This is a genomic window from Luteimonas sp. 9C (genome assembly GCF_902506295.1).
Classification (GTDB): domain Bacteria; phylum Pseudomonadota; class Gammaproteobacteria; order Xanthomonadales; family Xanthomonadaceae; genus Luteimonas.
This window is the reverse complement of record NZ_LR733312.1, coordinates 779,670-804,224: the sequence shown is the minus strand read 5'-3', so window position 1 is coordinate 804,224 and position 24,555 is coordinate 779,670. Positions and strand designations below refer to the sequence as shown.

Annotated in this window: 20 protein-coding genes; 12 read left to right on the top strand and 8 right to left on the bottom strand. The window is 68.5% G+C overall.

Going from position 1 to position 24,555, the window contains the following annotated elements:
- Nucleotides 1-158: 158 nt before the first annotated feature.
- From CURTO8I2_RS03495 to grxC, 3 genes are all read right to left on the bottom strand, one after another.
- Complete coding sequence (locus CURTO8I2_RS03495) at nt 159-1,166, bottom strand: isocitrate dehydrogenase (RefSeq protein ID WP_159678708.1); 1,008 nt, start codon at nt 1,164-1,166, stop codon at nt 159-161.
- A 164-nt stretch (nt 1,167-1,330) separates the two neighbouring features.
- Nucleotides 1,331-1,723 (bottom strand): carboxymuconolactone decarboxylase family protein, encoded by a 393-nt coding sequence (locus tag CURTO8I2_RS03490; RefSeq protein ID WP_159678707.1) that lies wholly within the window; start codon nt 1,721-1,723, stop codon nt 1,331-1,333.
- Nucleotides 1,720-1,968, bottom strand: coding sequence for a glutaredoxin 3 (grxC, locus tag CURTO8I2_RS15410; protein ID WP_236551112.1), 249 nt, complete (start codon nt 1,966-1,968; stop codon nt 1,720-1,722). The genes CURTO8I2_RS03490 and grxC overlap by 4 nt, the downstream gene beginning before the upstream one ends.
- 212 nt (nt 1,969-2,180) lie before the next feature.
- Here grxC and CURTO8I2_RS03480 point away from each other — a divergent pair, with 212 nt between their 5' ends.
- The 8 genes from CURTO8I2_RS03480 to CURTO8I2_RS03445 all read left to right on the top strand — a co-directional run bounded on the left by CURTO8I2_RS03480 (nt 2,181) and on the right by CURTO8I2_RS03445 (nt 12,779).
- A complete protein-coding gene (locus tag CURTO8I2_RS03480; protein WP_159678705.1) occupies nt 2,181-3,851 on the top strand; it encodes a M48 family metalloprotease in 1,671 nt (556 codons plus the stop codon).
- A 189-nt stretch (nt 3,852-4,040) separates the two neighbouring features.
- Nucleotides 4,041-4,730 (top strand): phosphate regulon transcriptional regulator PhoB, encoded by a 690-nt coding sequence (phoB, locus tag CURTO8I2_RS03475; protein WP_159678704.1) that lies wholly within the window; start codon nt 4,041-4,043, stop codon nt 4,728-4,730.
- Nucleotides 4,731-5,345: 615 nt separating this feature from the next.
- Nucleotides 5,346-6,674, top strand: a complete 1,329-nt coding sequence (gene phoR / locus CURTO8I2_RS03470) for a phosphate regulon sensor histidine kinase PhoR (protein WP_159678702.1) — start codon at nt 5,346-5,348, stop codon at nt 6,672-6,674.
- Nucleotides 6,671-8,803 carry a polyphosphate kinase 1 gene (ppk1, locus tag CURTO8I2_RS03465; RefSeq protein ID WP_159678701.1) on the top strand — a complete coding sequence of 711 codons (2,133 nt, stop codon included), beginning with the start codon at nt 6,671-6,673 and terminating at the stop codon, nt 8,801-8,803. Before phoR ends, ppk1 begins: the two co-directional genes overlap by 4 nt.
- A gap of 72 nt (nt 8,804-8,875) precedes the next feature.
- On the top strand, nt 8,876-10,420 hold the full coding sequence (ppx, locus tag CURTO8I2_RS03460) for an exopolyphosphatase (RefSeq protein ID WP_159678699.1): 1,545 nt from the start codon (nt 8,876-8,878) through the stop codon (nt 10,418-10,420).
- 132 nt (nt 10,421-10,552) lie between these two features.
- A complete protein-coding gene (locus CURTO8I2_RS03455) occupies nt 10,553-11,743 on the top strand; it encodes a glycosyltransferase family 1 protein (RefSeq protein WP_159678697.1) in 1,191 nt (396 codons plus the stop codon).
- Nucleotides 11,724-12,260, top strand: coding sequence for a phosphatase PAP2 family protein (locus tag CURTO8I2_RS03450; RefSeq protein ID WP_159678695.1), 537 nt, complete (start codon nt 11,724-11,726; stop codon nt 12,258-12,260). Before CURTO8I2_RS03455 ends, CURTO8I2_RS03450 begins: the two co-directional genes overlap by 20 nt.
- 246 nt (nt 12,261-12,506) lie before the next feature.
- Nucleotides 12,507-12,779, top strand: coding sequence for a hypothetical protein (locus tag CURTO8I2_RS03445; protein ID WP_159678693.1), 273 nt, complete (start codon nt 12,507-12,509; stop codon nt 12,777-12,779).
- Nucleotides 12,780-12,842: 63 nt separating this feature from the next.
- On the opposite strand, the gene CURTO8I2_RS03440 is transcribed toward CURTO8I2_RS03445, so the two are convergent.
- The 5 genes from CURTO8I2_RS03440 to creB all read right to left on the bottom strand — a co-directional run bounded on the left by CURTO8I2_RS03440 (nt 12,843) and on the right by creB (nt 18,141).
- Nucleotides 12,843-13,736 carry a carbon-nitrogen hydrolase family protein gene (locus CURTO8I2_RS03440; RefSeq protein WP_159678691.1) on the bottom strand — a complete coding sequence of 298 codons (894 nt, stop codon included), beginning with the start codon at nt 13,734-13,736 and terminating at the stop codon, nt 12,843-12,845.
- Nucleotides 13,733-14,341: a GNAT family N-acetyltransferase gene (locus CURTO8I2_RS03435; protein ID WP_159678689.1), complete on the bottom strand. Its 609-nt coding sequence runs from the start codon at nt 14,339-14,341 to the stop codon at nt 13,733-13,735. The genes CURTO8I2_RS03440 and CURTO8I2_RS03435 overlap by 4 nt, the downstream gene beginning before the upstream one ends.
- Nucleotides 14,342-14,441: 100 nt before the next feature.
- Complete coding sequence (creD, locus tag CURTO8I2_RS03430; protein ID WP_159678687.1) at nt 14,442-15,821, bottom strand: cell envelope integrity protein CreD; 1,380 nt, start codon at nt 15,819-15,821, stop codon at nt 14,442-14,444.
- 210 nt (nt 15,822-16,031) lie between these two features.
- Nucleotides 16,032-17,459, bottom strand: a complete 1,428-nt coding sequence (gene creC, locus CURTO8I2_RS03425; protein WP_159678685.1) for a two-component system sensor histidine kinase CreC — start codon at nt 17,457-17,459, stop codon at nt 16,032-16,034.
- Nucleotide 17,460: 1 nt separating this feature from the next.
- A complete protein-coding gene (gene creB / locus CURTO8I2_RS03420) occupies nt 17,461-18,141 on the bottom strand; it encodes a two-component system response regulator CreB (protein ID WP_159678683.1) in 681 nt (226 codons plus the stop codon).
- Between the two features lie 642 nt (nt 18,142-18,783).
- Here creB and rlmJ point away from each other — a divergent pair.
- The 4 genes from rlmJ (at nt 18,784) to CURTO8I2_RS03400 (ending at nt 24,552) form a co-directional block, all read left to right on the top strand.
- Complete coding sequence (gene rlmJ, locus CURTO8I2_RS03415) at nt 18,784-19,641, top strand: 23S rRNA (adenine(2030)-N(6))-methyltransferase RlmJ (RefSeq protein ID WP_159678681.1); 858 nt, start codon at nt 18,784-18,786, stop codon at nt 19,639-19,641.
- A gap of 121 nt (nt 19,642-19,762) precedes the next feature.
- Nucleotides 19,763-20,338, top strand: coding sequence for a GNAT family N-acetyltransferase (locus tag CURTO8I2_RS03410; protein WP_159678679.1), 576 nt, complete (start codon nt 19,763-19,765; stop codon nt 20,336-20,338).
- A 150-nt stretch (nt 20,339-20,488) separates the two neighbouring features.
- Nucleotides 20,489-24,010 carry a transcription-repair coupling factor gene (gene mfd / locus CURTO8I2_RS03405; RefSeq protein ID WP_159678677.1) on the top strand — a complete coding sequence of 1,174 codons (3,522 nt, stop codon included), beginning with the start codon at nt 20,489-20,491 and terminating at the stop codon, nt 24,008-24,010.
- Nucleotides 24,007-24,552, top strand: a complete 546-nt coding sequence (locus tag CURTO8I2_RS03400; RefSeq protein WP_343161348.1) for an N-acetyltransferase — start codon at nt 24,007-24,009, stop codon at nt 24,550-24,552. Before mfd ends, CURTO8I2_RS03400 begins: the two co-directional genes overlap by 4 nt.
- Nucleotides 24,553-24,555: the final 3 nt, after the last annotated feature.

Here is a 24,555-nt window from a genome sequence, read left to right as displayed (position 1 = left end):
TTCCGGAGGCGGCGAGGCACCCGTGCATTGTGCGCAGGACGCGTCGGCCCGTCATGACGACCGGCGGGACGCCCTGCAACGAAAAACGGGACGCCGAAGCGTCCCGTTCCGCATCCACACGTCGCCGCCGGGCGGCACGCGTGCAATGAGCGCCCGCGTTACAGGCGCGCCGCGATCGCCTTGGCGAACGCCATCGTGTTGCCGGTGCCACCCAGGTCCGGCGTCACGCCGTCCTTGGCATCGAGCGTGGCGACGATCGCCTTGCGCAGGCGTTCGGCCTGCTCGGGCATCGCCAGGTGATCGAGCATCTGCGCGGCGGCGAGCAGCAGCGCGCAGGGATTGGCCACGCCCTTGCCGGCGATGTCCGGCGCCGAACCGTGCACGGCCTCGAAGATCGCCGCATCGGTGCCGATGTTCGCGCCCGGCGCCAGACCCAGGCCACCGACGAGACCGGCGCACAGGTCGGAGATGATGTCGCCGAACAGGTTCGTCGTCACGATGATGTCGAATTGCTCGGGACGCATCACCAGCTGCATGCAGGTGTTGTCGACGATCATCTCGTTGGCTTCGATGTCCGGATACTCGGCCGCCACTTCACGCGCGACCTTCAGGAACAGGCCCGAGGTGCTCTTGAGGATGTTGGCCTTGTGGACGATCGTGACCTTCTTGCGACCGGTCTTGCGCGCCAGCTCGAACGCGTAGCGCACGATGCGGTCGGAGCCCTTGCGCGTGATGCGCGTGATCGACACCGCGGTCTCGCCATCGGCCGAGGTTTCCTGACCTTCGCTGATGTACGAGCCTTCGGTGTTCTCGCGGATCGTGATCAGGTTGACGCCGCTGTCGAAGCGCGAACGCGTGTTCGGGAACGACGTCGCCGGGCGCACGTTGGCGTAGAGGTCGAACTGGCGACGCAGTTCCACGTTGATCGAACTGAAGCCACCGCCGACGGGCGTGGTCAGCGGGCTCTTGAGTGCGACCGCGTTGCGGCGGATCGATTCGAGCGTCGCGGCCGGCAACAGTTCGCCGTGCTTCTCGAGCGCCATCAGGCCGGCGTCCGCGTCTTCGTAGCGGAGGCCGAGCTGCATCGCATCGAGCACGTGCAGCGTCGCGTCCATGATCTCCGGGCCGATACCGTCGCCGCGGATGACCGTAATCGTGTGCGTCATGTGGGGTGGGATTCCGTGCGCAGGGACGACGCGCGATGCGCGGCGTCGGGTGAGGGGAAAACCCGCCCATTATGCCCGAGGCGCCCTGCCCGACCCAAACGCAGCCTTTGCAACGCGCAACACCGCCGGTGCGAACGACGCATCCGGCGGCGTCCGAAGGGGCTTCAGTCGTGTGCGTGCGCGTCCGGCGCGCCGGCGTCGCCCTGCTCCAGACGGTCGAGGAAATCGACGGCGCGTCGCAGGTGCGGGATCACGATGCTGCCGCCGACGACCAACCCGACGGAGAACGTCTCGAACAGCTCCTCGCGGGTGGCGCCGGCCGACTTGCACTGCGCCACGTGGTAGCTGATGCAGTCGTCGCAGCGCAGCACCATCGAGGCCACCAGACCGAGCAGCTCCTTGGTCTTGAGATCGAGTGCGCCGGCCTGGTAGGTCTGCGTGTCGAGCGCGAAGAACCGGCGCACGACCTGGTTGGGCTCGGCCAGGATGCGCTCGTTCATGCGCTTGCGGAACGCGCCGAATTCGGCGACGCGATCGGCCTTGTGCGCGTCGCTCATGCGCCCGCCCCCTGCAGCAGCGGCAGGAAGCCGGCCTTGCGATGCAACGCCATCATGTCGTCGTAGCCGCCCACGTGGGTCTCACCGACGAAGATCTGCGGCACGCTGGTCCGGCGCGCCAGCGCCACCATGCGCTCGCGCTCGCCGGCATCGAGATCGATCCGGACTTCGCGCCACGCGAGGCCCTGGCTCTTGAGGAAGGTCTTGGCGGCCATGCAGTACCCGCAGATCGCGCTGGTGTACATCACGATCTCGGGCGCGCCTGTCGGCGATGCGGAAATAGTGGATTCGGGGGTCACGGCACTCTCCGGAAACTTGTGGGGCGATTGTCGGTCAAATGGGGGCACGCCACCGTGTTTTCCATCCGCTGCCACGCCCGGCGCGCTTAACATGGCATTCATGCCCTCGCCGCGTACCACCGGCATGCTGCAGTTTCGCCGCCTTACCGGAAGTCCCCATGCGCCGAGCCAAGACGCCGCACCGCCCCGCACGCATCTGGCTGCCGACCACGGCGGGCCTCGCGCTGGCGATCGCCGCGGTGTGTGCGCCCGCGCAGGACACGCGCCTGCCGGACATCGGATCGTCCGCGGGCGCGGTCCTCAGCCCGGCGAAGCAGTCCGAATACGGCCAGATGCTGCTGGCGCAGCTGCGTCACTACAACTACGTGCTCGAAGATCCGCTGGTGGACGGCTGGCTGCGGACCACGGGCAACCGGCTCGCCTCGTCGAGCGACCAGCCCCAGCAACCCTTCACGTTCTTCATGATGCGCGACCGCAGCATCAATGCGTTCGCGACGCTGGGCGGCTACGTCGGCATGAATGCCGGCCTGGTGCTGGCGGCCGAGAGCGAGGACGAGGTGGCAGCGGTGCTCGCACACGAGGTGGCCCACGTCACCCAGTCGCACGTGCTGCGCGGCGTCGAGCGGGCGCAGCGCGACCAGGTGCCGATGCTGCTGGCGATGCTCGGTGCGATCGCGGTCGCGTCGCAGAGTGGCAGCAGTTCCTCCGACGACGCCGCGATGGCGGTCGTGGCCGGCGCACAGGGCCTCGCCCTGCAGCGCCAGATCGACTACACGCGCTCCAACGAATCGGAAGCCGACCGGCTCGGCATCCGGACGCTGTCGCGCGCCGGATACGACCCCGAGGGCATGGCGTCGATGTTCGAGCGCATGCAGGCGGTGTCGCGCACCAACCAGGGCGGCGACCGCGAGCGTCTGCCCGACTACCTGCGCACCCACCCGGTCACGACCACCCGTATCAGCGAGGCGCGCGATCGCGCCGAACGCATGGATCGCGACACCGTACAGGTCACGACCACGACGCCGGAGGGGACGCGTACCGAGCGCGTGCCGGTGAACGCCGCTGCCGACGCGCCGACGCGTGGATTCGGCAATCCGATGTTGCCGGTGGACCTGCGTCTGCCGGCGAATGCGATAGGCGGTATCGACAGCGTCCAGTTCGGCTGGGCGCGCGAGCGCCTGCGCGTGCTCAGTGCCAACACGGCCGCGCAGGCGGTGCGCGAGTACGAAGCCATGCGCCGGAACGGCACGCTGACCGATGCGCAGCGCTACGGCCTCGCGTTCGCGCGCCAGCGTCTGAACGAGCTCGATGCCGCGGGCCAGGCGTATGCGGCGCTGCTGGACGAGTATCCGGGCGATGTCTGGCTGGCACTGGGCGTGGCCGAGATCGACGCGCGCAGCGGCCGTATCGCGCAGGCCGACGAGCGCTTCGAGCGCCTGATCGAGCGGATGCCACGGAATCCGGCGGTGGTGCTGACCTATGCAGCTGCCCTCGCCGAGCGCAACACGCCCGAAGCCGGACTGCGCGCGCAGGCGATCCTGCGGCCGCTGCTCAACGGGTCCAGCGGCGATCCCGCCTTCCAGCGCGCCTTCGCGCGTGCCAGCGAGACGGCTGGCGATCCGGTACGCGCCGGCGAAGCCTGGGCCGAGGCGGCCGTGCTCGGTGGCCGCCCCGAGCAGGCGCTGATCCAGCTCAATACGCTGAAGAAGCGCGAGGATCTGGACTATTACGCCCGCACGCGTATCGATGCGCGGATCGCGTCGATCACGCCGACCGTGCTGGAACTGCGCCGCCAGGGCATCCGCGACGAGGATCTGCGGCGTCGCTGAGGCCGGAGGGCCGGTCGGCGACCAGTGTGGCCGATCAAGGCGCCGCGCCCATGCTGTGCGTCGACGTCCCGCAGGTGCCGTTCGATGACAGGATGTTGCCGGTGCACGGCATACCGGTCCGCCCTGTCGCCAAACCGTCACAAAACTGTCGTGTAATGGCGCCATCCCACCGGCGCTATGGACCGATCCATGCAGAAACGCATCCTCATCGTCGATGACGAACCGGCGATCCGCGACATGGTGGCCTTCGCGCTGCGCAAGGGCGAGTTCGAGCCGATGCACGCCGGCGACGCTCGCGAAGCACAGTCGGCGATCGTCGACCGGGTGCCGGATCTGATCCTGCTCGACTGGATGCTGCCCGGCACCAGTGGTCTGGAACTGGCCCGCCGCTGGCGCAAAGACGCGCTGACCCGCGACATCCCGATCATCATGCTCACCGCCCGCGGCGAGGAGAACGACCGGGTCGGCGGTCTGGAGGCCGGCGTCGACGACTACGTGGTCAAGCCGTTCTCCGCCCGCGAACTGCTGGCCCGCATCCGCGCGGTCATGCGCCGCGCCCGCGACGACGACGAGGACGGCAGTGTCAGCGTCGGCGCCCTGCGCATCGACGGCGCCGCCCACCGCGTCTTCGCCAGCGATGCGCCGGTGACGATCGGCCCCACCGAGTACCGCCTGCTCCACTTCTTCATGACCCATCCCGAACGCGTCTACAGCCGCTCGCAACTGCTCGACCACGTCTGGGGCGGCAGCGTGTATGTCGAGGAGCGCACGGTCGACGTGCACATCCGGCGCCTGCGCAAGACGCTCGAGCCGAGTGCGCTCGACGGGATGGTGCAGACGGTGCGGGGGTCGGGGTACCGGTTCTCGGCGTCGGTGTAACCGACACCGCATCCGCTCTGCTTTTGCCTCTGCCTTTGCGTTTCGAAACGTCGCGCTGCACATCGCACACCCGGAGGGCGGCGGGCATGGATGCCCGCCGTTTTCCGACCGAGCCAGGATGGCGAGTCGGGAAATGCCGGAACGAACGACTGGCCGGATTTGCTTCCTCGGGGAGACGTTTTTCTTTGGTTCCGTTTCTTTTGGGGTCTACCAAAAGAAATGAACTCGGCCGCGCCAGCGGACGAAAGCGTTTGACGTTGCTACTTCGCCTATTCGCCTACGGCGACATACAGGATCAAACGCTTCCACTCGCCTTGCGGCGAGCGGGTTCATTTCTTTTGCTGGCCCAAAAGAAACGGAACCAAAGAAAACGGCCTTCCCCGACACATCCACAGCCCGCGGCGGCACGTGCAACGGGATTTTCCAACTCGGCATCCTGCCTCGGTCGGAAAACGCCGCACATCCATGTGCGGCGCCCTTCGGGTTGGCATTGCATGCGACACGTCCGGTTTCATGGAGCAGCTGCACAGCAAAGCAACATCAACAGCAACAGCACCCTCGACATCCTGATGCCTTACGCCAACCTGTCACCTGACATTGCCTAGACTCCACCACATGCCCCCCCGAATCCACGCCGCCTGGACCCGCACGCTGGTGCAACTTGTTGCCGTGCTCGGCGTGGCGGCTGTACTGGGCGCGCTCGCGGGTCACATCTGGATGGCGCTGGCGATTGCGGCGCTGGGTGTGCTGGCGTGGCACTACTGGAAGCTCTATGACCTGCTGACGCGCCTGACCTCGCGCAGCCGTGTGCCGCCGCCGCAGGGCGATGGTGTGTGGCAGGAGACCGATCGGATGCTGCACCGGGGACAGCAGGACATGCGCGCGCGCAAGCGGCGGTTGATCGCGATGCTGCGCGCGTATCGCGCCGTGGCGGCGGCGCTGCCCGACGCGGTGGTCGTCGTCGAGCGCAACAGTCAGCGCATCCAGTGGTTCAACCGCGCGGCGACCAGTCTGCTGGGGCTGCAGATGCCCCGCGATGTCGGCAAGCCGGTCGGCGACATGCTGCAGCCGCTGCCGGTGGCGCACTGGCTGGCGCAGGGTCGCCGCGCCGAGCCGATGCTCGATGTGCCGTCGCCGCACTCCTCCGGCACGCGGCTGGAACTGCGGCTGATCCCCTACTCCGACGATCTGTGGCTGCTGCTCGCCCGCGACGTCACCCGGATCATGAAGCTCGAGCAGATGCGCCGGGACTTCGTCGCCAATGTCTCCCACGAACTGCGCACGCCGCTGACGGTCGTGCACGGGTATCTGGACATGCTCGATCCCGCCGAGCAGCCCGAATGGGCGCCGATGCTGGCCGAGATGCAGAACCAGTCGCAGCGCATGACCCAGCTGGTCGAGGACCTGTTGACGCTCTCGCGCCTGGAAGCGCAGGAAGGCGTGGGCGACGAGACCGTGTCGATGGCGTCGATGCTTGCCACACTGCGACGCGAACTCGAGGTGCTGAGCCAGGGCCGACACACGATCGCCGTCGATGACGCCTCGCCGACCGATCTCGTCGGCTCGACCCGAGAGCTGCACAGCGCGTTTTCCAATCTCGTCAGCAACGCCGTGCGCTACACGCCGGCGGGCGGCCGCATCACACTCCGCTACGCGCCCTTGGCCGGTGGCGGCGTGGCGCTGTCGGTCGAAGACACCGGCTACGGCATTCCCGCCGCGCACCTGCCGCGCATCACCGAACGCTTCTATCGCGTCTCGACCAGCCGCTCGCGCGAATCGGGTGGCACCGGGCTCGGTCTCGCCATCGTCAAGCACGTGCTCCACCTGCACCAGGCGCGACTCGAGATCGAGAGCGAGGTGGGCGCCGGCAGCCGGTTCGCCTGTCATTTCACCGCCGAGCGTGTCCGCGCCCGCGACCCCCAGTATTTCGGAGCCCCCGCATGAGCGCCGCCCGCCCCCGCGTCCAGAAGTCCACGAAATCCACGCGCGGTCCGGAACCCGACGTTCCCGCCGATCCGATCGATCCGCTGCGCGATCCCGCGTTGTACCTCAACCGCGAGCTGTCGCAGCTGGACTTCAACTTCCGCGTGCTGGCGCAGGCGCAGGACGAGTCGGTGCCGCTGCTCGAGCGTCTGAAGTACCTGTGCATCGCCTGCACCAATCTGGACGAGTTCTTCGAGATCCGCGCCGCGACCATGCACCATGCGCAGGATCTCGGCGTGCCGCTGCCGCCGGACGGACTCACGCCGTCGACGGTGCTCAAGCGCATCCACGAGCGCACCGCGCAACTCGTGGACGCGCAATACACGTGCTGGAACCAGGTGTTGCGACCGGCCATGTCGACCGCCGGCGTGCGCGTGCTGGGCCGCGACGACTGGACCGCGCGCCAGACGCGCTGGCTGCGCGCCTATTTCCGCGACGAGGTGATGCCGGTGCTGTCGCCGCTCGGCCTCGACCCGTCGCATCCGTTCCCCAAGATCCTCAACAAGTCGCTCAACATCGTCGTCGCGCTCAAGGGCAAGGATGCGTTCGGCCGCGTCGGCAACCTGGCCATCGTGCGCGCACCGCGTTCGCTGCCGCGCATCATCCAGCTGCCCGAGAGCATCTCCGGCGGCGAGTATGATTTCGTGTTCCTGTCGTCGGTGCTGTCGGAGTTCGTGCACGAGCTGTTCCCGGGCATGGAGGTCAAGGGTGCCTACCAGTTCCGGGTGACGCGCAACTCCGAACTGATCGTCGACGAAGAGGAGATCGACAACCTCGCCCTCGCCCTGCGCGACGAACTCGCCGGCCGCGGCTATCTGCGCGCGATGCGGCTGGAGATCTCGGCCAAATGTCCCAAGCCGATCGTGCGCACGCTGATGCAGAACTTCGATCTGCCCGAGAACGCGGTCTACCGCATCGACGGGCCGGTCAATCTCAACCGCATCAGCCAGATCTTCGATCTGGTGCAGCGTCCCGATCTCAAATTCCCGACCTTCCAGCAGCGGTTGCCCAAGGGCACCGATGCGATGTTCGAACTGATCGCAGACGGCGACATCCTGCTGCATCATCCGTTCGATTCATTCGCGCCCGTGCTCGAACTGATCAAGCAGGCGGCCGAAGACCCGAACGTGCTGGCGATCAAGCAGACGCTGTATCGCACCGGCAAGGACTCGGCGATCGTCGAACATCTGATCCAGGCCGCTCGCAACGGCAAGGACGTGACCGTCGTCGTCGAACTGCGTGCGCGCTTCGACGAGGAAGCCAATCTCGGCCTCGCCGACCGGCTGCAGGAAGCCGGCGTGCAGGTGGTCTACGGTGTCGTCGGCTACAAGACCCACGCCAAGATGCTGCTGGTGGTGCGCCGCGAAGGCCGCAAGCTACGCCGCTACGTGCACCTGGGCACCGGCAATTACCACGCCGGCACGGCGCGCGTGTACACCGATTTCGGTCTGCTCACCGCCGATCCCGACATCGGCAACGACGTGCACCTGCTGTTCCAGCAGATGTCCGGCCTGGCACCGGCGATCGGTCTCAAGCGGCTGCTGCAGTCGCCCTTCACGCTGCACGCCGGCGTGATCGCCCGCATCGAGCGCGAGACGGCGCATGCGAAGGCCGGACGGACCGGGCGCATCGTCGCCAAGATGAACGCCCTCAACGAGCCGCAGGTCATGCGGGCCCTGTACGTGGCCTCGCAGGCCGGCGTGCAGATCGACCTGATCGTCCGCGGCGCGTGCGCGCTGCGGCCCGGCGTGCCGGGCGTGTCGGAGCACATCCGCGTGCGTTCGATCGTCGGCCGTTTCCTCGAACACCACCGCGTCTACTGGTTCGCCAACGACGGCGACCCGGACCTGTTCTGCGCCAGCGCCGACTGGCTGGAACGCAACCTGCTGCGCCGCGTGGAGACCGGTTTTCCGATCCTCGACCCCGACATCGCGGTGCGCGTGCGCAGCGAATCGCTGGACAACTACCTGGCCGACAACGTCAACGCCTGGGAACTGCGGGAGGACGGCACCTACGTCAAGATCGTGCCCGATGGCGACACGATGCCCCATTCCGCACAAGGCTGGCTGCTCGCCCATCTGTGTGGCTGAGCGGGAAGCGGCATGCATTAACATGCCCGCTCCCCCAACGTCGCGGGCATGCCCGCGGCACCCAGGAACGCCATGACCGGTCATGACACGCTCGCGCTCGCCGATGCACTGACGGCACCGCTCGAGGATGGCGAGATGCTCGCCGCGATCGACCTGGGCTCCAACAGTTTCCACATGGTCGTGGCCCGCTACACGCTGGGCCAGCTCCGGGTCGTCGACCGGCTGCGCGAGACGGTGCGCATGGCGGAAGGCCTCGACGGCCGGGGCGGGCTCACGCCCGAAGTGCGCCAACGTGCGCTGCAGTGCCTGTCCCGCTTCGGCCAGCGGATCCGCGACATCCCGCCCCAGCGCGTCCGCGCGCTCGCGACCAATACGGTGCGCCGGCTGGCGGCGCCGCAGGCGTTCCTGGTCCCGGCGGAAACCGCACTGGGTCATGCGATCGAAGTGATCTCCGGCCGCGAAGAAGCGCGTCTGATCTATCTGGGCGTCTCGCACGCGCAGCCGCCCAAGCCCGGTGAGCGCCGGCTGGTGATCGACATCGGCGGCGGCTCGACCGAATGCATCATTGGCAGCGGCTTCGACGCACTGGAGCGCGAGAGCCTGCAGATCGGCTGCGTCGCCAGCACACGTCGCTTCTTCCCCGGCGGCAAGCTGTCGAAGAAGCGATGGCGCGAGGCGCTGGCCGAGGTCTCGGCGGAGTTCCAGCAGTTCGCCAGCACCTATCGCGCACTCGGCTGGCAGGAAGTGGTGGGCGCGTCGGGCACCAACAAGGCCATCGGCGAAATCTGCGCGGCGATGAAGCTCACCAAGGGCGCCGTCACAGCGCAGGCATTGCCGGTCGTGCGCGACACACTGCTGCAGGCCGGACACATCGACGCGATCAGCCTGCCCGGCCTGTCCGACGATCGCCGGCCGATCATCGCCGGTGGCGTGCTGGTGCTCGAAGCGGCGTTCCAGGTGCTGGGCATCGACCGCATGCAGGTCAGCAAGGCGGCGATGCGCGAAGGCGTCCTGCGCGACATGCTCGGCCGCGGCGGCAGCGACGATCCACGCGAGAGTTCGATTGCCGCGCTGGAACAGCGTTACGGCATCGACCAGGCGCAGGCGACGCGCGTGGAGACGACCGCGCTGCGGTTGTTCGACCAGGTGGCGCGCAGCTGGAGCCTCGACGGCGACAACCTGCGCATGCTGGCCTGGGCCGCGCGCGTACACGAACTGGGTCTGGTGATCGCGCATAGCCAGTACCACGTGCATGGTGCGTACGTGCTGGAACATTCCGACATCGCCGGCTTCTCCCGTCAGGAGCAGCAGTTCCTGGCGACGCTGGTGCGCTGCCAGCGACGCAAGGTGGGCAAGTCCGCGTTCGAGGCCCTGCCCGACCGATTGCTGCTGCCGGCCCGGCGCACTGCCGCCTTGTTGCGGCTGGCGGTGCTGCTCCACCGCAGCCACGAAGCCGACGAGATCCCGCGCCTGGAGGCGGTTGCCGACGGCCCGATGCTGACCTTGCAGCTGCCCCGCCAGTGGCTGGATGCACGCCCGCTGCTGCGCACCGATCTCGAGGGCGAGCCGGACGATATCGCCGCACTCGGCATCACGCTGGCACTGACGGCGGACTAGCCGCGCAAGCGCCACGTGCGAACGCGCGCAGGCGCCTTCGCACGTGGCGCTGTCACCGAAGCGTCAATCGCCGGTCATCGCAGCGGCATCGTCGATGCGCAAGCTGGTGGCAACCAGCGACCGGACCGCACGATGCGCTACGCGATCGTCACCGACACGTACCCGCCCGACATCAACGGCGTGGCCCTGACGCTGCACACCTATGTTCGCGGCCTGCGCGCGCGCGGACACGCGGTCGAGGTGATCCGCCCGGCCCAGGCTGGCGAGCCGCCCGGGTGCGACGCGCAGTCGCTGCGTCTCCGCGGCCTGCGCGTGCCGCGTTATCCGGGACTGCGCCTCGCACTGCCTGCCGGACAACGCCTGCGCATCCGCTGGCGGGCTGCGCGGCCCGACGCGATCTATGTCGCCACCGAAGGACCGCTGGGCTGGTCGGCGCTCAACGCGGCGCAGGCGTTGGACATTCCGGTCGTCACTGCCCTGCACACCCGCTTCGATCTCTACATGGCCGCCTACGGCGTGCCGTGGCTGCAGCCGGTGGCGTTGTCCTGGATGCGGCGCTTCCACGCCCGCGCCGACGCAACGCTCGTGGCCACGCAGGCACTCGCCGACGAACTGCGCGGCGCGGGGATCGGCCGCCCGGTGGTGCTGTCGCGCGCGGTGGACTGCCAGCAGTTCGATCCGGCCCGGCGCAGCGCGGACCTGCGTGCGCAATGGGGTGTCGACGACGACGGCGTCGTCGCGATCCATGTCGGCCGGATCGCGGCCGAGAAGAACCTGGGCCTCGCGGTGCGCGCATTCCGCGCCCTGCAGGCCGAGCGCCCCGATGCGCGCATGGTGTTCGTCGGCGACGGCCCCGAGCGCCTCGCGCTGCAGGCGGCGAATCCGGATTTCATCTTCAGCGGATCGCAGCGCGGCGACGACCTCGGACGGCACTTCGCCAGCGCCGACCTGTTCCTGTTTCCCAGCCGCAGCGAGACCTTCGGCAACGTGGTGCTCGAATCGATGGCCTGCGGCGTACCACAGGTCGCCTTCGACCACGGCGCGGCGACCGAACACCTGTGCGACGGGTTCCACGGCGCACGCATCGGCGGCGACGACGAAGCGGCGTTCGTCGCCGCCGCCGTCAGACTCGCGAACGACCCGGCCGCGCGCCGCGCGATGGGCCTGGCCGGTCGCGAAGCCATGCGCCGCCTGACGCCCGCGCACGTCGCCGACGATCTCGACGCGCTGCTGGCCGGCCTGCGTGGCGGCTCGCCGGATGCGCACACACCGCTTCCCGCCCCGACCGATGCCGAGGATGCCGATGCACGCGCCGCCGCGTAGCCGACTGCTCCACCACGACACCGGCTGGTGCCTGCGCGCCAACCGCGCCTGCACGCGGCTGTGGATCCGCCGCTACTTCTCCACGGTCAGCCGACTCGGCGACGGCGTGTGCTGGTACCTGCTGATGGCCGCGCTCGTGCTGGTCGACGGCTTCGATGGGCTGGTCGCCGCGACGCACATGGCCGCCACCGGCGCGGTCGCGCTGCTGCTCTACAAAACCCTCAAGCGCTGGACGAAGCGTCCCCGCCCCTTCGCCGCCGACGGACGCATCCGCGCGTGGATCGCCCCGCTCGACGAGTTCAGCTTTCCGTCCGGACACACGCTGCACGCGGTGTCGTTCTCGATCGTCGCGGTGGCCTGGTATCCGGTCCTCGCCGGCGTGCTGGTCCCGTTCGCGGCGAGTGTGGCGGTGTCGCGGGTGGTGCTGGGATTGCACTATCCGAGTGATGTGCTGGCGGCGACGGCGATTGGGAGCGCCCTCGGCGCCACTTCGCTCTGGGCGGGTGGCGTCATCTGATCCGGTTTGATGTCGACGAAGCATCGACTCGCTTTTCGCTTTTCGCCTTCCGCTTTTCGCTTTTCGCTCTCCGGATCGCCGCTTTGCAGCCCGCAGACCCGTAGGGCGCCGCACATGGATGTGCGGCGTTTTTCGACCGAGCCAGGATGGCGAGTCGAAAAATCCCGGAACAGATGACGCGCCGGGTGAGCTCCGTCGGGGCTGGCCCTTTTCTTTGGTTCCGTTTCTTTTGGGCCAGCAAAAGAAATGAACCCGCTCGCCGCAAGGCGAGTGGAAGCGTTTGATCTTCTTTCTTTCGCCTTGGGCGAGAAAACAAACAGCCAAGTCAAACGCTTTCGTCCGCTGACGCGGCCGAGTTCATTTCTTTTGGTTGACGCCAAAAGAAACGGAACCAAAGAAAAACGTCTCCCCGACAAGTCCGAAGCCCGCAGCTTGGCGTCCACCGGAATTTTCCGACTCGGCATCCTGCCTCGGTCGGAAAACGCCGCACGTCCTGTGCGGCGCCCTCCGGGTGAGTAACGACGCGACGGCGGATCGGAAATCAGAAGCAAATCTCTCGTGCGATTGCCATTGGAACGAGCACTAAGCGGGCGAATCGAACGACGCCAACACCGCTCTCGCCAACGCAGGCCGCGCCTGCCCCACCCAATCCCGATCATTGGCGACCTGCGCATCCACACGCGCCGCCTCCAACGCATCGACGTCGAGATCGGCGATCGCCCAGAGATCCGTCTCGCCCGTCTCCACCAGCACCCCATCGGAGGGAAATCCCGCATCCATCGGCGCGAACAACCCGGCGCTGCCGGTGTTGACGTCGAGGATCGGCGTCCACGACGCGTTGCCCGCCGTCACCGACTGGACGACGAAGCACCGGTTCTCCAGCGCACGGGCCAGGCAGCCCACGCGCACGCGCGTCGCGCCGGCCGCGGTGTCGGTACAGCTGGGCACCAGCAGCAGACGCGCACCGGCTTCCCACTGCTTGCGGGCCGGCAGCGGGAATTCGATGTCGTAGCAGATGGCGATGCCGGCACGCACGCCGCCGAGGTCGAAGACCTTCAGCGTATCGCCCGGTTCGATCACGCCGGTCTGTGTCTCGAAGCCGGTCAGCTGCAACTTGTCCTGCCAGCCGTGCCGTCCGTCCGGTGCGAACAGGTCGCTGCGGTTGCGGTAGCGGCCCCCGCCGACATCGAGCAGGAAGGAGCCGGCGACGATGTACATGCCGGTATCGCGGGCCAGACCGGCGAACAGCGCGAGCCACGCGCTGCGATGGCGCTGGACCGCCGCCATCGACGCGCGCGTGTCGCCACGCACGTCGTCGTCGGAACTGGCAGCCAGTTCCAGCGCGAGGTATTCCGGCAGCACCGCGACCTGCGCGCCCAGCGCGGCGGCCTCTCCGAGCAGGTGGCGCTGATGCGCGGCGAAGGCTTCGAAGTCCGGCGGCATGCCGATGACGTAGCGCGCGGCGGCGACCCTCATGCGGCGGCCTCCAGCGGGCGGGTCCAGAACGTCATCGGATGCGCCACGTCGCCCACGTCGACCTCGTCCCAGCGCAGCAGCATCGTCATGCCCGGTTGACGCACATAGCCGCGCCTGTGCCAGAACGCGGCGTTGTCGCGATGGGCGACGGGCCTGCGCGGGTCGTGCTCGGCGCGATCGACCGCCGCGAAGGCGGTCATGTCGAAATCGCCGAGTCCGCGCGCATGGGACTCGCGCAGGTCGAAGAACCGGTGGCCGATACCGGTCCCGCGCCACTGCGGCAACAGCACCGACTCGCCGAAGTAGAACACGCGTGCGACGGCGATATCCTGGTCCGCGAACGGCGCCTGGAACTCGGCCGTGTCGTCGGCCAGCGGCAGCCCGGTGGCCGCGCCGACCACGGTGTCGCCGTCGAAGGCCAGCACGAACACGCTGCGCGGCGAGCGCGCATAGGCGGCCAGATAGTCGCGTTCGTAGCCGGCAGCGCCGGCGTAGAGGTACGGCCAGTCGCGGAACACGGTCATGCGCAACTGCGCGACCGCGTCGAGCCAGGGCTGCATCGCATCGCCCGACAGCGCACGCATGGTGGGAGCGGAAGAAGACATGGCCGCAGTGTCGCATGCGTGCACGACGCACCTGCGCGCGGCCGCGGAACGCAGCGTGGCCGCAGGCATGCCTGCGGCCACGTGCACACGGCCGGATCGGTCAGCGCGGCGGCAGCGGCGGCGGTGCCGACGTGGGCATCGCTGCGACCTGGTACCAGTCGACCCGACGCGTCACCAGCATGATGGCGGCGAGGATCACGAACAGCAGACCGGCGCCCAGCACCAGGGCGTTGTCTTCCGACACCAGCAGACCGTAGAGCGCGGCATAGAGCAGGCCCAGGCCGGCCGCGAAACCCAGCCCGCGCATCCGGCTGCGCAGCACCGCGCTCAGGTAGACGCCGATCAGCCCGATGCACGCGCCGCTGGCGGCCAGATAAGCCCAATCGAAGGCGATGTGTTCCGACAGGCCGAGCAGCAGCAGGAAGAAGATGGCGAGCGCCAGGCCGACCAGGCCGTACTGGATCGGGTGGATGCGCAGGCCGCGCAACATCTCGAACATGAAGAATGCGGTGAACGTCAGCAGCACGAACACGATGCCGTACTTGCTGGCACGGTCGGCGCGGGTATACGCGTCCACCGGGTCGACCAGCGAGATGCCGAGCACGTCCACACCCGCATCGCCGTGTCCGCGCAGCATCGAAGCGGTCTGGGATTCGGCCCGCGTGCCGTCGCGGTACTGCAGCTGGGCGTCGCTGGCCAGCGACGACACCGCCCACTCGGCATGGAACCCGCTGCCGCCGACCTCGCGGGCGCGCGGCAGGAAGCGGCCGTTGAACTGCGGATGCGGCCAGGGCGAATCCAGCGTCACCCGGTTTTCGTCGGCCAGCGGCACCACGGCCAGCGTCTCGGCGCCGCTCAGTTCGAAGTCCAGCACCGTACGCAGGCGCAGCGGCGCGCCGGCAGACACCGGCCGCGCCAGCAGTCCGTGCACACCGCTGCCGCCGTCACTGCCCGCGCCCTGGTGCAGCGCGGTGCCGGCACCATCGACACGCAGGCGCGGCGTGCCACGCAGGCCCCGTACGTCGGCGATCGTGTAGCCGATCCACGGCGTACCGATCTTCCGCGGTGGCAGGCCTTCGGGATCTGCGGGAATCCGCACGTCGAAGTCCGCCGTGAGCTGGCCGCCGAGTGCATACATGCGCACGTCGTGCAGACCGAGCTGGCGCAGGTACGGCGCCATCGTGCCGGTCATCTCCATGGCCCTGGGGAAGAACGTCCAGACGCCGCTGCGGTCGCGCCAGACGCGGCCGTTCGGTCGGCCCCGGTCATCGGTCTGCTCGACTTCCACGCGCTCGGTGTAGGGCACGACGAGCACCGGCGCGCTCAGGGTCTGGGCGCCCGCCTCGCTCGAGGCGATGCGCGCCACCGCGGCCGCGCGGTGCTGTTCGCGGTCCTGGATCACGGCCCGGATCAGCACCAGCGGGATGAGGATCGCCAGGCTCAGCCCGGCGATGATCAGGATCTTCAGCATCAGTCGCATCGCGACGCTCCGTGTTGGGATGCGCGCAGGCTGCGCCGCCTGCGTGGCGGCACGCAGGCGGCTGTGTGAAGCGAACAAGAAGTCGAAGCACCTGCCGAAGATCGGGCGAGCGCACAGCCAGATGGCGTGGGAGAGGCGCAGCGTGGAGAGCGCCACCCGACCCCGCGATGCACGACTGCTGGCAGACCCGGCACAATGCCCCGCAGGATCTCAGCCGGTAGGCGGCAGCGGCAACTCGACGATCGCGCGCGTGCCGCCGCCGTCGCGGTGTTCCAGCCGCACGGTCCCGCCGTGCAGCGTGGCCACCTCGGCCGCGAAGGCCAGCCCGAGCCCGCTGCTGCGGCTGCGCCCGCCGGGCCGCGGCAGCGAGAAGAACCGTTCGAACACCCGGGGCAGCGCGTAGTCCGGCACGCCGGGGCCCCGGTCCGCCACGACGATCTGCACGCCGCCGCTTGCACGGTGGGCCTCGATGTCGACGACGCCGTCGGCCGGTGAGAATTCACGGGCGTTGTCGACGAGGTTGGACACCAGTTGTCGCAACAGGAAGGCATCGCCGCGGAGGCGCAGGCCCTCAGCCCGGCCGGTGTCCAGCCGGACCGGCACGCCGCCGTCGACGAACGGCACGACGGCCGCCTCGATCAGGGTCGGCACATCGATGTCGACCGGTTGCTCGATCCGCTGGCGATGTTCCACCGCGGCCAGCGCCAGCAGCTTGTCGATCATCTGCGCCATGCGCTCGCTCTGTTCGCGCACGCTGGTCGCGAAGCGCGCGCGGTCGGCGTCGGGCAAGGGCGATTCGAGCAGCTCCGACGCGCCCCGCACGGCCGCCAGCGGCGCTTTCAGTTCGTGGGTCAGCGCATGCACATAGCGCTCGACGTACTGCTTGCCCTCCAGCCGCTCGCGCATCGTTTCAAGCGCGCGTCCGAGATCGGCGAACTCGCCGGCGGCATCGGGCAGCGTCGCGCGCTCGCCGGCGGTCACCTTGTCGGCGTAACGACGCAGACCGCCGAGCTGGCGCGACAGCCACCATGCGGCGAGCAGGCCGACCGCCAGCGCAGTGCCGAGCAGGAGAAACCCCCAGCGCAGGATGGTCCGCTCGCTGCGGGCGATGAAGGGCGCGATCGCACTGTTGGGTTTGGCCACCGTCAGCACACCGACGACGCGGTTGCCGTCGCGGATCGGCGCGGCGACGTGCATCACCGACGTGCTGTCATCGGCCGGATCGCTCCGCGTGGAGCGCGCGCCGTACTGGCCGCGCAGGGTCAGCAGGACGTCGTTCCAGCGCGAGTAGTCGCGGCCCAGATCGCGACCGGCCGAATCGAACACCACGATGCCGTCGACGTCGGTGACGTACACGCGGTACTCGGCCTGCGCCTTGCGGAAGCCCCAGATGTTGCCGCCGATGTCGCGTTCGCGCAGCGCGCGCACGCGGGTGGCGAAGCGACCGTCGTCGATGCGCCCGGCGAGGAAATCGTCGGTCGCCAGCTCGGCGAGCACGTTGGCGGTATCGGCCAGCGTGTCTTCCATTGCCTGGCGGACACCGGGCTTGATCTCCTGCGTGAAAACGCGCATCAGCAGGAACGCCGCCAGCGCGACGATCAGGAAGTAGCCCAGCAGGATGCGCAGGCCGATGCGCACGTCAGTCGAGATCCAGCGAATAGCCGATGCCGCGGTGCGTGCGCAGCGGATCCACCTCGGGCGCGACCGCACGCAGCTTGCCGCGCACGGTTTTCACGTGGGTGTCGACGGTGCGGTCCCCGCTGTCGAGCGCATCGCCCCAGACCCGCTCCATCAGCTGCATGCGCGACAGCACCGCACCCGGTCGCGCCAGCAGCGCGGCGAGCAGACCGTACTCGTAGCGCGTGAGATCGAGCACAAGGCCGTGGTAACGGATGCGCCGGCCCTCGACATCGTGCTCGAACGCACCGGTACGCTTCGATCCGGGCATCGCCGTGTCGGGCACCCCGCGACGCAGCACCACCCGCACGCGTGCGACCAGCTCGCGCAGCGAAAAAGGCTTGGCGATGTAGTCGTCGGCGCCGAGATCGAAGCCGAGCACGCGCTCCGATTCCGCCGCCTGCGCGGTCAGGAAGATCACCGGCAGCGGCGTACCCCGACGCAGTTCCCCGCACAGCGCGAAGCCGTTGATGTCCGGCAGTCCGACATCGAGGATGGCCAGATCGAACCTGCCACTATCCACTGCCTCCAGCGCCGCGCGCCCGTCCAGACAATGGCGCACCTCGTAGCCTTCAGCCCGCAGCGCGTACGCCACGGCGTCGGCGATCGCGGTCTCGTCTTCGACCAGCAGGAGATGCTTCATTGATTGGCAACAACGCGGTAAAGAACGACACGGCAAATTCTGTCACGACTGGAGCGGCTACAGAGTCATGTGCGGTACTGGCAGGTTACGTCGCTCGAAAGGCGGAGACGATCCGTTAAAGCACCTGCAGCCAGAACCAACGCTCCAATGCGTCAGAACATCCTCAAGATCGACTTTGAAGTTCTTCGCGCACCCGCCATCTTTCCAGGTGATGATCCGCGAACCGTCCCGATTTTCGAACGTCGAGTACGGCGCTCCCCATCGCGCGACCGTTTCGCTCAGGTGCGAGCCTACCCACGAGGCCATCACATCATTGATCGTCTGGGCCCGCCCACCGACTAGACCTTTCAGTCTGACGCCCTCACATGCCCCCAGCCCCTGTCGTCGCTGGCAACGCTTGTACTTACGCACGCAGCTGCAAGCGCGAGCCCGGAAACGAGCGGTACGATCTTCCTTGATGTCATCGATTCTCTCCGCGGTGGTTATCGGATGCACCCCCAGATAATGTTCCACTCCCCGTCGGCGAAATGGGGGGTCTCGCACTTCTCGCGGACCGGAAAACCCGCGCCCTGAGGTAGGCGCTTATGGTAATTGGCGTGCGCGCTGCTTACTGCTTGGGTCTCGCCCCGGTACGCTGTCGCGATGAACTACCAACACGCCTTCCACGCCGGCAACCATGCCGATGTCCTCAAGCATCTCGTGCTGCTCGCCATCTGCGATGCGCTGACGGCCAAGCCGGCGCCCTGCTTCGCGCTGGATACCCATGCGGGCGGCGGCGTCTATCGCCTGCGCGAGAAGCGTGCCCGCCGCACCGGCGAGGCCGATGACGGCATCAGCTTGCTGCTGGCCACTGCGCCGAAGCAGCCGCTGATCGCGCGCTATCTCGCGGCGGTGAACGCATGCCGGGCGGAGCACGGCGCCGATGCCTATCCCGGCTCGCCGTGGCTGCTGGCGCATGCCTTGCGCGAGCAGGACCGCATCGCCTGCTGCGAGACCGAGCCCGCCGCGGCCGGCGCGCTGCGTCGTGCGCTGGGCAGCGATCCAAGGGTCGCGATCCACGCGGGCGACGGCTACGCCGCGTTCAAGTCGCTTCTGCCGCCGAAGATCGGCGACCAGCGCTTCAATCGCGGTGTGGTGCTGGTTGACCCGCCCTACGAGGCCCAGGCCGCCGAGTTCGACGTCGCGCTCAAGGCCATGCGGGAAGGTCTGGCACGCTGGCCGCAGGGGATCCAGATGCTGTGGTATCCGATCAAGCAGCGCCGCACGCTGACGCCGTTCCTGCGTTCGGCGAGCAAACTGCAGACGAAGTCCTCGCTGCTGGTCGAACTGCTGGTACGACCCGACGACTCGCCGCTGCGCATGAACGGCAGCGGGCTGTTGATCCTCGACCCGCCGTGGCAGCTGGCGACAGCGCTGGCTCCGGCGCTCGATGCACTCCGCCAGTCGATCGGCGAGACGGGCGCCGACACGCGGCTGCACTGGCTGCGCGAGCCGGCCTGAACGCCGTGCGTCGATATTCCCGATGAATGGCCTAACTTCGCGCAACAGGCGCAGTGCCTTCACGGTTCGTGAATAGACTCTGCGGGTAAGGTCGCGCATACCCGTTCAGACCCGATCCTCGATGACCGCACGCAACCGACTTCCCCCTTGGCACGAGGAGATCCGCCTCGCCAATGGTCGCCAGGTGCTGATCCGCCCGATCCGCCCCGCCGATGCCGAACCCCTGCGCGCGTCGTTCGCGCTGCTCGAGCCCAACGAGGTCAGGCAGCGGTTCCTCTACGCGAAGGCGGAACTCTCGCCCGAGACCGCCAACCGCCTGACCCAGCCGAACCCGAAGTCGGAGTTCGTGCTGGTCGCCGCGGAACCTTACACACCGGGTGATGCGCTGGTCGGCGCGGTGGCGCGCGCGGCCGTGCTGCCTGGGACGCGCCAGGCCGAGTTCCACATCCTCGTCAGCCATTATGTGGCCGGGATGGGGCTGGGCCGGCACATGTTGCGCCGCCTCGTACGCTGGGCCAAGGGCAAGCGTCTGGAGCGCATCTTCGGCGACGTGCTCGAGGAAAACGAGCCGATGCTCGCCCTGGCGAAGTCGCTCAGCTTCCAGCAGCAGGCCATCGACACTCCCGGCATGATCCGCGTGTCGCTGGAACTCAAGCGCCAGCCCGTCGACACCACGCCGAACATCCGCCTGGGCTGACGTCATACCCGGCGGCGCCTCCGGGCGCTGCCGGGGTCCGCTGTCGCAGGCCCTGCGACGCGCTCGTCTAGACTGCACCCCTCGATTCGCGCCGGCCACTTGGCTTTCGGCGCTGCCGTCGTTTTGTGTTCCACCTTTCCGGACCCCCGCATGCCGCACGTCGCGACCGCTTCGCCTCCCCTGCCCACCGCCGGTCATGCACGCGCCTGGTGGCGTGCGCCCACCAGTCGCAGCGCGCTCGCGTGGGCGGTGCTGCAGGCGGCGCGGACGCACGCGGGGCCGCTGCTGCTCGTGGCCCGCGACAACCACGGCGCGCAACAGCTGGAACACGATCTGCGCACGCTGGGCGGTGTCGACGCCGATCTGCCGGTCGTGCCGTTTCCGGACTGGGAAACCCTGCCCTACGACCGTTTCAGCCCGCATCCGGACATCGTCTCGCAGCGTCTGGCCGCGCTCCACCGGCTGCCGTCGCTGCAACGCGGCATCGTCGTGGTCCCGGTGCAGACGCTCATGCAGCGACTGGCGCCGGTGCGTCATGTGGTCGGTGCGAGCTTCGATCTGACGGTCGGCCAGACCCTGGATCTCGATGCGGAGAAACGCCGGCTGGAAAGCGCCGGCTATGCGCACGTGCCGCAGGTGCACGATCCGGGCGATTTCGCCGTCCGTGGCGGTCTGCTCGATGTCTATCCGATGGGCGCCGACCAGCCGTACCGCATCGAGCTGTTCGACGATGCGATCGAGACCATCCGTGCCTTCGACCCGGAGTCCCAGCGCTCGCTCGAGAAGATCGGGGCGCTGCGCATGCTGCCGGGTCGCGAAGTCCCGCTCGACGACGCCGCGACCGCGCGCGCGATGGACACGCTGCGCGAGCGCTTCGACATCGACACCCGCCGCAGCGGTCTGTACCAAGACCTCAAGGCCGGCGCCGCGCCGGCCGGCATCGAGTACTACCTGCCGCTGTTTTTCGAAACGCCGCGACGCACCCTGCTCGACAAGGGCGAAGCGCCGCTGTCGACGGCGACGCTGTTCGACTACCTGCCAGCGAACACGCTGCCGGTCATCGACACCGGCGCGTCGCCGGCCAGCGACCATTTCTGGACGCAGCAGGTGTTGCACCGCTACGACCAGCTGCGTCACGACATCGAACGTCCGCTGCTGCCGCCAGCCGAACTCTGGCTCACGCCGGACGCGCTGCGCGAGCGGCTCAACCAGGGCGCACGTGTCGAGGTCTGCGACGCCGAACATCCGCGTCACGCGCAGGCCTCCGCGCTCGGCGACCAGCCGGCGCCCGACCTGCCGCTGGCCGCGCGCGACCATACCCCGGCCGACGCACTGGTCACCTTCCTCGGCAGTTACCCCGGCCGCGTGCTGATCGCCGCCGACTCGGCCGGCCGCCGCGAGGCCCTGCTGGAAATCCTGCACGCCGGCAAGCTGCGGCCGTCGGTGCTGCAGGATTTTGCGAGCTTCGTCGCCGATCGCGACGCGAAATTCGCAGTCGCGATCGCCCCGCTCGACAACGGCTTCGCCCTCGATGCGCCGCAGCTCACGGTGCTCACCGAGCGTCAGCTGTTTCCCGAACGCGCCGCGCAGCCGCGCCGGCGCAAGCGCGCCGCGCGCGATCCGGACAGCATCATCCGCGACCTCGGCGAACTCAGCGAAGGCGCGCCGATCGTCCACGAGGATCACGGCGTCGGCCGCTATCGCGGGCTCGTCGTGCTCGAAGCCGGCGGCCAGCCCGGCGAATACCTCGACATCGAATATGCCAAGGGCGACCGCCTGTACGTACCGGTGTCGCAGCTGCATCTGGTCAACCGCTACTCCGGCGCATCGCCGGAAACCGCGCCGCTGCATTCGCTCGGCGGCGAGGCCTGGACCAAGGCGCGCAAGAAGGCCGCCGACAAGGTGCGCGACGTCGCCGCCGAACTGCTGGAAATCCAAGCCAAGCGCCGGGCCCGCGCCGGTCTCGCGCTGGACGTCGATCGTTCGCTGTACGAACCGTTCGCGGCGACGTTCCCGTTCGAGGAGACGCCGGACCAGCACGCCGCGATCGAGGCGATGCTGCGCGACCTGGGCTCCAGCCAACCGATGGACCGCGTGGTCTGCGGCGACGTGGGCTTCGGCAAGACCGAAGTCGCGGTGCGCGCCGCGTTCGCTGCCGCGGTCGCCGGCAAGCAGGTCGCGGTGCTGGTGCCGACCACGCTGCTCGCCGAACAGCACTACCGCACGATGGCCGACCGCTTCGCCGACTGGCCGATCCGGGTCGAGGTGCTGTCGCGCTTCAAGAGCACCAAGGAGATCAAGACCGAGATCGGCAAGATCGCCGACGGCACGCTCGACGTCATCGTCGGCACGCACCGGCTGCTGCAGCCGGACGTGAAGTTCAAGGACCTGGGCCTGGTCATCGTCGACGAGGAACAGCGGTTCGGCGTGCGCCAGAAGGAAGCGCTCAAGGCGCTGCGCGCGAACGTGCACCTGCTCACGCTCACCGCCACGCCGATTCCGCGCACGCTCAACATGGCGATGGCCGGCCTGCGTGATCTGTCGATCATCGCCACCCCGCCCGCGCACCGCCTCGCGGTGCAGACCTTCGTCGTGCCCTGGGACGATGCGCAGCTGCGCGAAGCCTTCCAGCGCGAACTCAGCCGCGGCGGCCAGGTGTATTTCCTGCACAACGATGTCGAGAGCATCGGCCGCATGCAGCGCGAGCTCGAGGAGCTGGTGCCCGAGGCGCGCATCGGCATCGCCCACGGCCAGATGCCCGAGCGCGAACTCGAGAAGGTGATGCTGGATTTCAACAAGCAGCGCTTCAACGTGCTGCTGTGCTCGACGATCATCGAATCGGGCATCGATATCCCCAACGCGAATACGATCATCATCAACCGCGCCGACAAGTTCGGCCTGGCCCAGCTGCACCAGCTGCGCGGCCGTGTCGGCCGCTCGCACCACCGCGCCTACGCCTACCTCGTGATTCCCGACCAGCGTTCGATCAGCAGCGATGCGAAGAAGCGGCTCGACGCGATCGCGTCGATGGACGAACTGGGCGCCGGCTTCACCCTGTCGACCCACGACCTGGAAATCCGCGGCGCCGGCGAACTGCTGGGCGAAGGCCAGAGCGGGCAGATGGCCGAGGTCGGATTCAGCCTCTACACCGAACTGCTGGAACGCGCGGTACGCAGCATCAAGCAGGGCAAGCTGCCGGATGTCGACGACGTGGATGCACGCGGCGCCGACATCGAACTGCACGTGCCCGCGCTGATCCCCGAGGACTACCTGCCCGACGTGCACACGCGCCTGATGCTCTACAAGCGCATCAGCAGCGCGCGCGACATCGACAAGCTGCGCGAACTGCAGGTCGAGATGATCGACCGCTTCGGCCTGCTGCCCGACCCCGCGAAGCATCTGTTCCAGATCGCCGATCTCAAGCTGCAGGCGACGGCGCTCGGCATCCGCAAGCTGGACCTGGGCGAGACCGGTGGCCGCGTGCAGTTCGTCGAAAAGCCGAAGGTCGATCCGATGGCCGTGATCCGCCTCGTGCAGGGCCAGTCGCAGCGCTATCGCATGGACGGACCAGACAAGCTGCGCATCACGCTCGACCTGCCCGATGCCGAAACCCGCGTCCAGGCCGCGCGGGGTCTGCTGATCGCGCTGGCGCCGTCGAGCGCCGCGCAATGACCGGCGCCACGCCTATGGACCATGCGCATCCGCATCGCGCGCCGCTGCTGATCCGCGACCTCCGAGCAGACGACGCCGACGCGCGCGATGCGCTGATCACCCGCGCTTTCGCGGACACGCCTCACGCCAGCGGGACTGAAGCGGCGATCGCCGCCGCCCTGGACACACATGGAATCGCGTCGGTGTCATTGCTCGTAGAACGTGACGGCGTGCCGGTCGGCTGCGTACAGACGTCGCCGGTGTCGCTGTCCGATGGCACGACCGGCTGGCATGGACTCGGACCCATCGCCGTGGATCCCGCGTGCCAGCGCGACGGCATTGGCACCGCGCTGATGACGGCTGCCCTCGAACGTCTGCGGTCACTCGGCGCGTCGGGCTGCGTGCTGCTCGGCGATCCCGCGTACTACACGCGTTTCGGCTTCGCCGCCGATCCGCGGCTGGTGCTGCCTGGCGTGCCGCCGACGTACTTCCTGCGCCTTGCATTCGGCGACGTGGTGCCGTCCGCGAAGGTTCGCTACGACGCGGTGTTCGAAGCCGGCTGAGTC

Bases quoted from the DNA above. Each gene is read 5' to 3' on its own strand.
- CURTO8I2_RS03495 (WP_159678708.1), bottom strand. From the start codon at position 1,166: ATGACGCACACGATTACGGTCATCCGCGGCGACGGTATCGGCCCGGAG.
- CURTO8I2_RS03490 (WP_159678707.1), bottom strand. From the start codon at position 1,723: ATGAGCGACGCGCACAAGGCCGATCGCGTCGCCGAATTCGGCGCGTTC.
- grxC (WP_236551112.1), bottom strand. From the start codon at position 1,968: ATGTACACCAGCGCGATCTGCGGGTACTGCATGGCCGCCAAGACCTTC.
- CURTO8I2_RS03480 (WP_159678705.1), top strand. From the start codon at position 2,181: ATGCGCCGAGCCAAGACGCCGCACCGCCCCGCACGCATCTGGCTGCCG.
- phoB (WP_159678704.1), top strand. From the start codon at position 4,041: ATGCAGAAACGCATCCTCATCGTCGATGACGAACCGGCGATCCGCGAC.
- phoR (WP_159678702.1), top strand. From the start codon at position 5,346: ATGCCCCCCCGAATCCACGCCGCCTGGACCCGCACGCTGGTGCAACTT.
- ppk1 (WP_159678701.1), top strand. From the start codon at position 6,671: ATGAGCGCCGCCCGCCCCCGCGTCCAGAAGTCCACGAAATCCACGCGC.
- ppx (WP_159678699.1), top strand. From the start codon at position 8,876: ATGACCGGTCATGACACGCTCGCGCTCGCCGATGCACTGACGGCACCG.
- CURTO8I2_RS03455 (WP_159678697.1), top strand. From the start codon at position 10,553: ATGCGCTACGCGATCGTCACCGACACGTACCCGCCCGACATCAACGGC.
- CURTO8I2_RS03450 (WP_159678695.1), top strand. From the start codon at position 11,724: ATGCACGCGCCGCCGCGTAGCCGACTGCTCCACCACGACACCGGCTGG.
- CURTO8I2_RS03445 (WP_159678693.1), top strand. From the start codon at position 12,507: ATGAACCCGCTCGCCGCAAGGCGAGTGGAAGCGTTTGATCTTCTTTCT.
- CURTO8I2_RS03440 (WP_159678691.1), bottom strand. From the start codon at position 13,736: ATGAGGGTCGCCGCCGCGCGCTACGTCATCGGCATGCCGCCGGACTTC.
- CURTO8I2_RS03435 (WP_159678689.1), bottom strand. From the start codon at position 14,341: ATGTCTTCTTCCGCTCCCACCATGCGTGCGCTGTCGGGCGATGCGATG.
- creD (WP_159678687.1), bottom strand. From the start codon at position 15,821: ATGCGACTGATGCTGAAGATCCTGATCATCGCCGGGCTGAGCCTGGCG.
- creB (WP_159678683.1), bottom strand. From the start codon at position 18,141: ATGAAGCATCTCCTGCTGGTCGAAGACGAGACCGCGATCGCCGACGCC.
- rlmJ (WP_159678681.1), top strand. From the start codon at position 18,784: ATGAACTACCAACACGCCTTCCACGCCGGCAACCATGCCGATGTCCTC.
- CURTO8I2_RS03410 (WP_159678679.1), top strand. From the start codon at position 19,763: ATGACCGCACGCAACCGACTTCCCCCTTGGCACGAGGAGATCCGCCTC.
- mfd (WP_159678677.1), top strand. From the start codon at position 20,489: ATGCCGCACGTCGCGACCGCTTCGCCTCCCCTGCCCACCGCCGGTCAT.
- CURTO8I2_RS03400 (WP_343161348.1), top strand. From the start codon at position 24,007: ATGACCGGCGCCACGCCTATGGACCATGCGCATCCGCATCGCGCGCCG.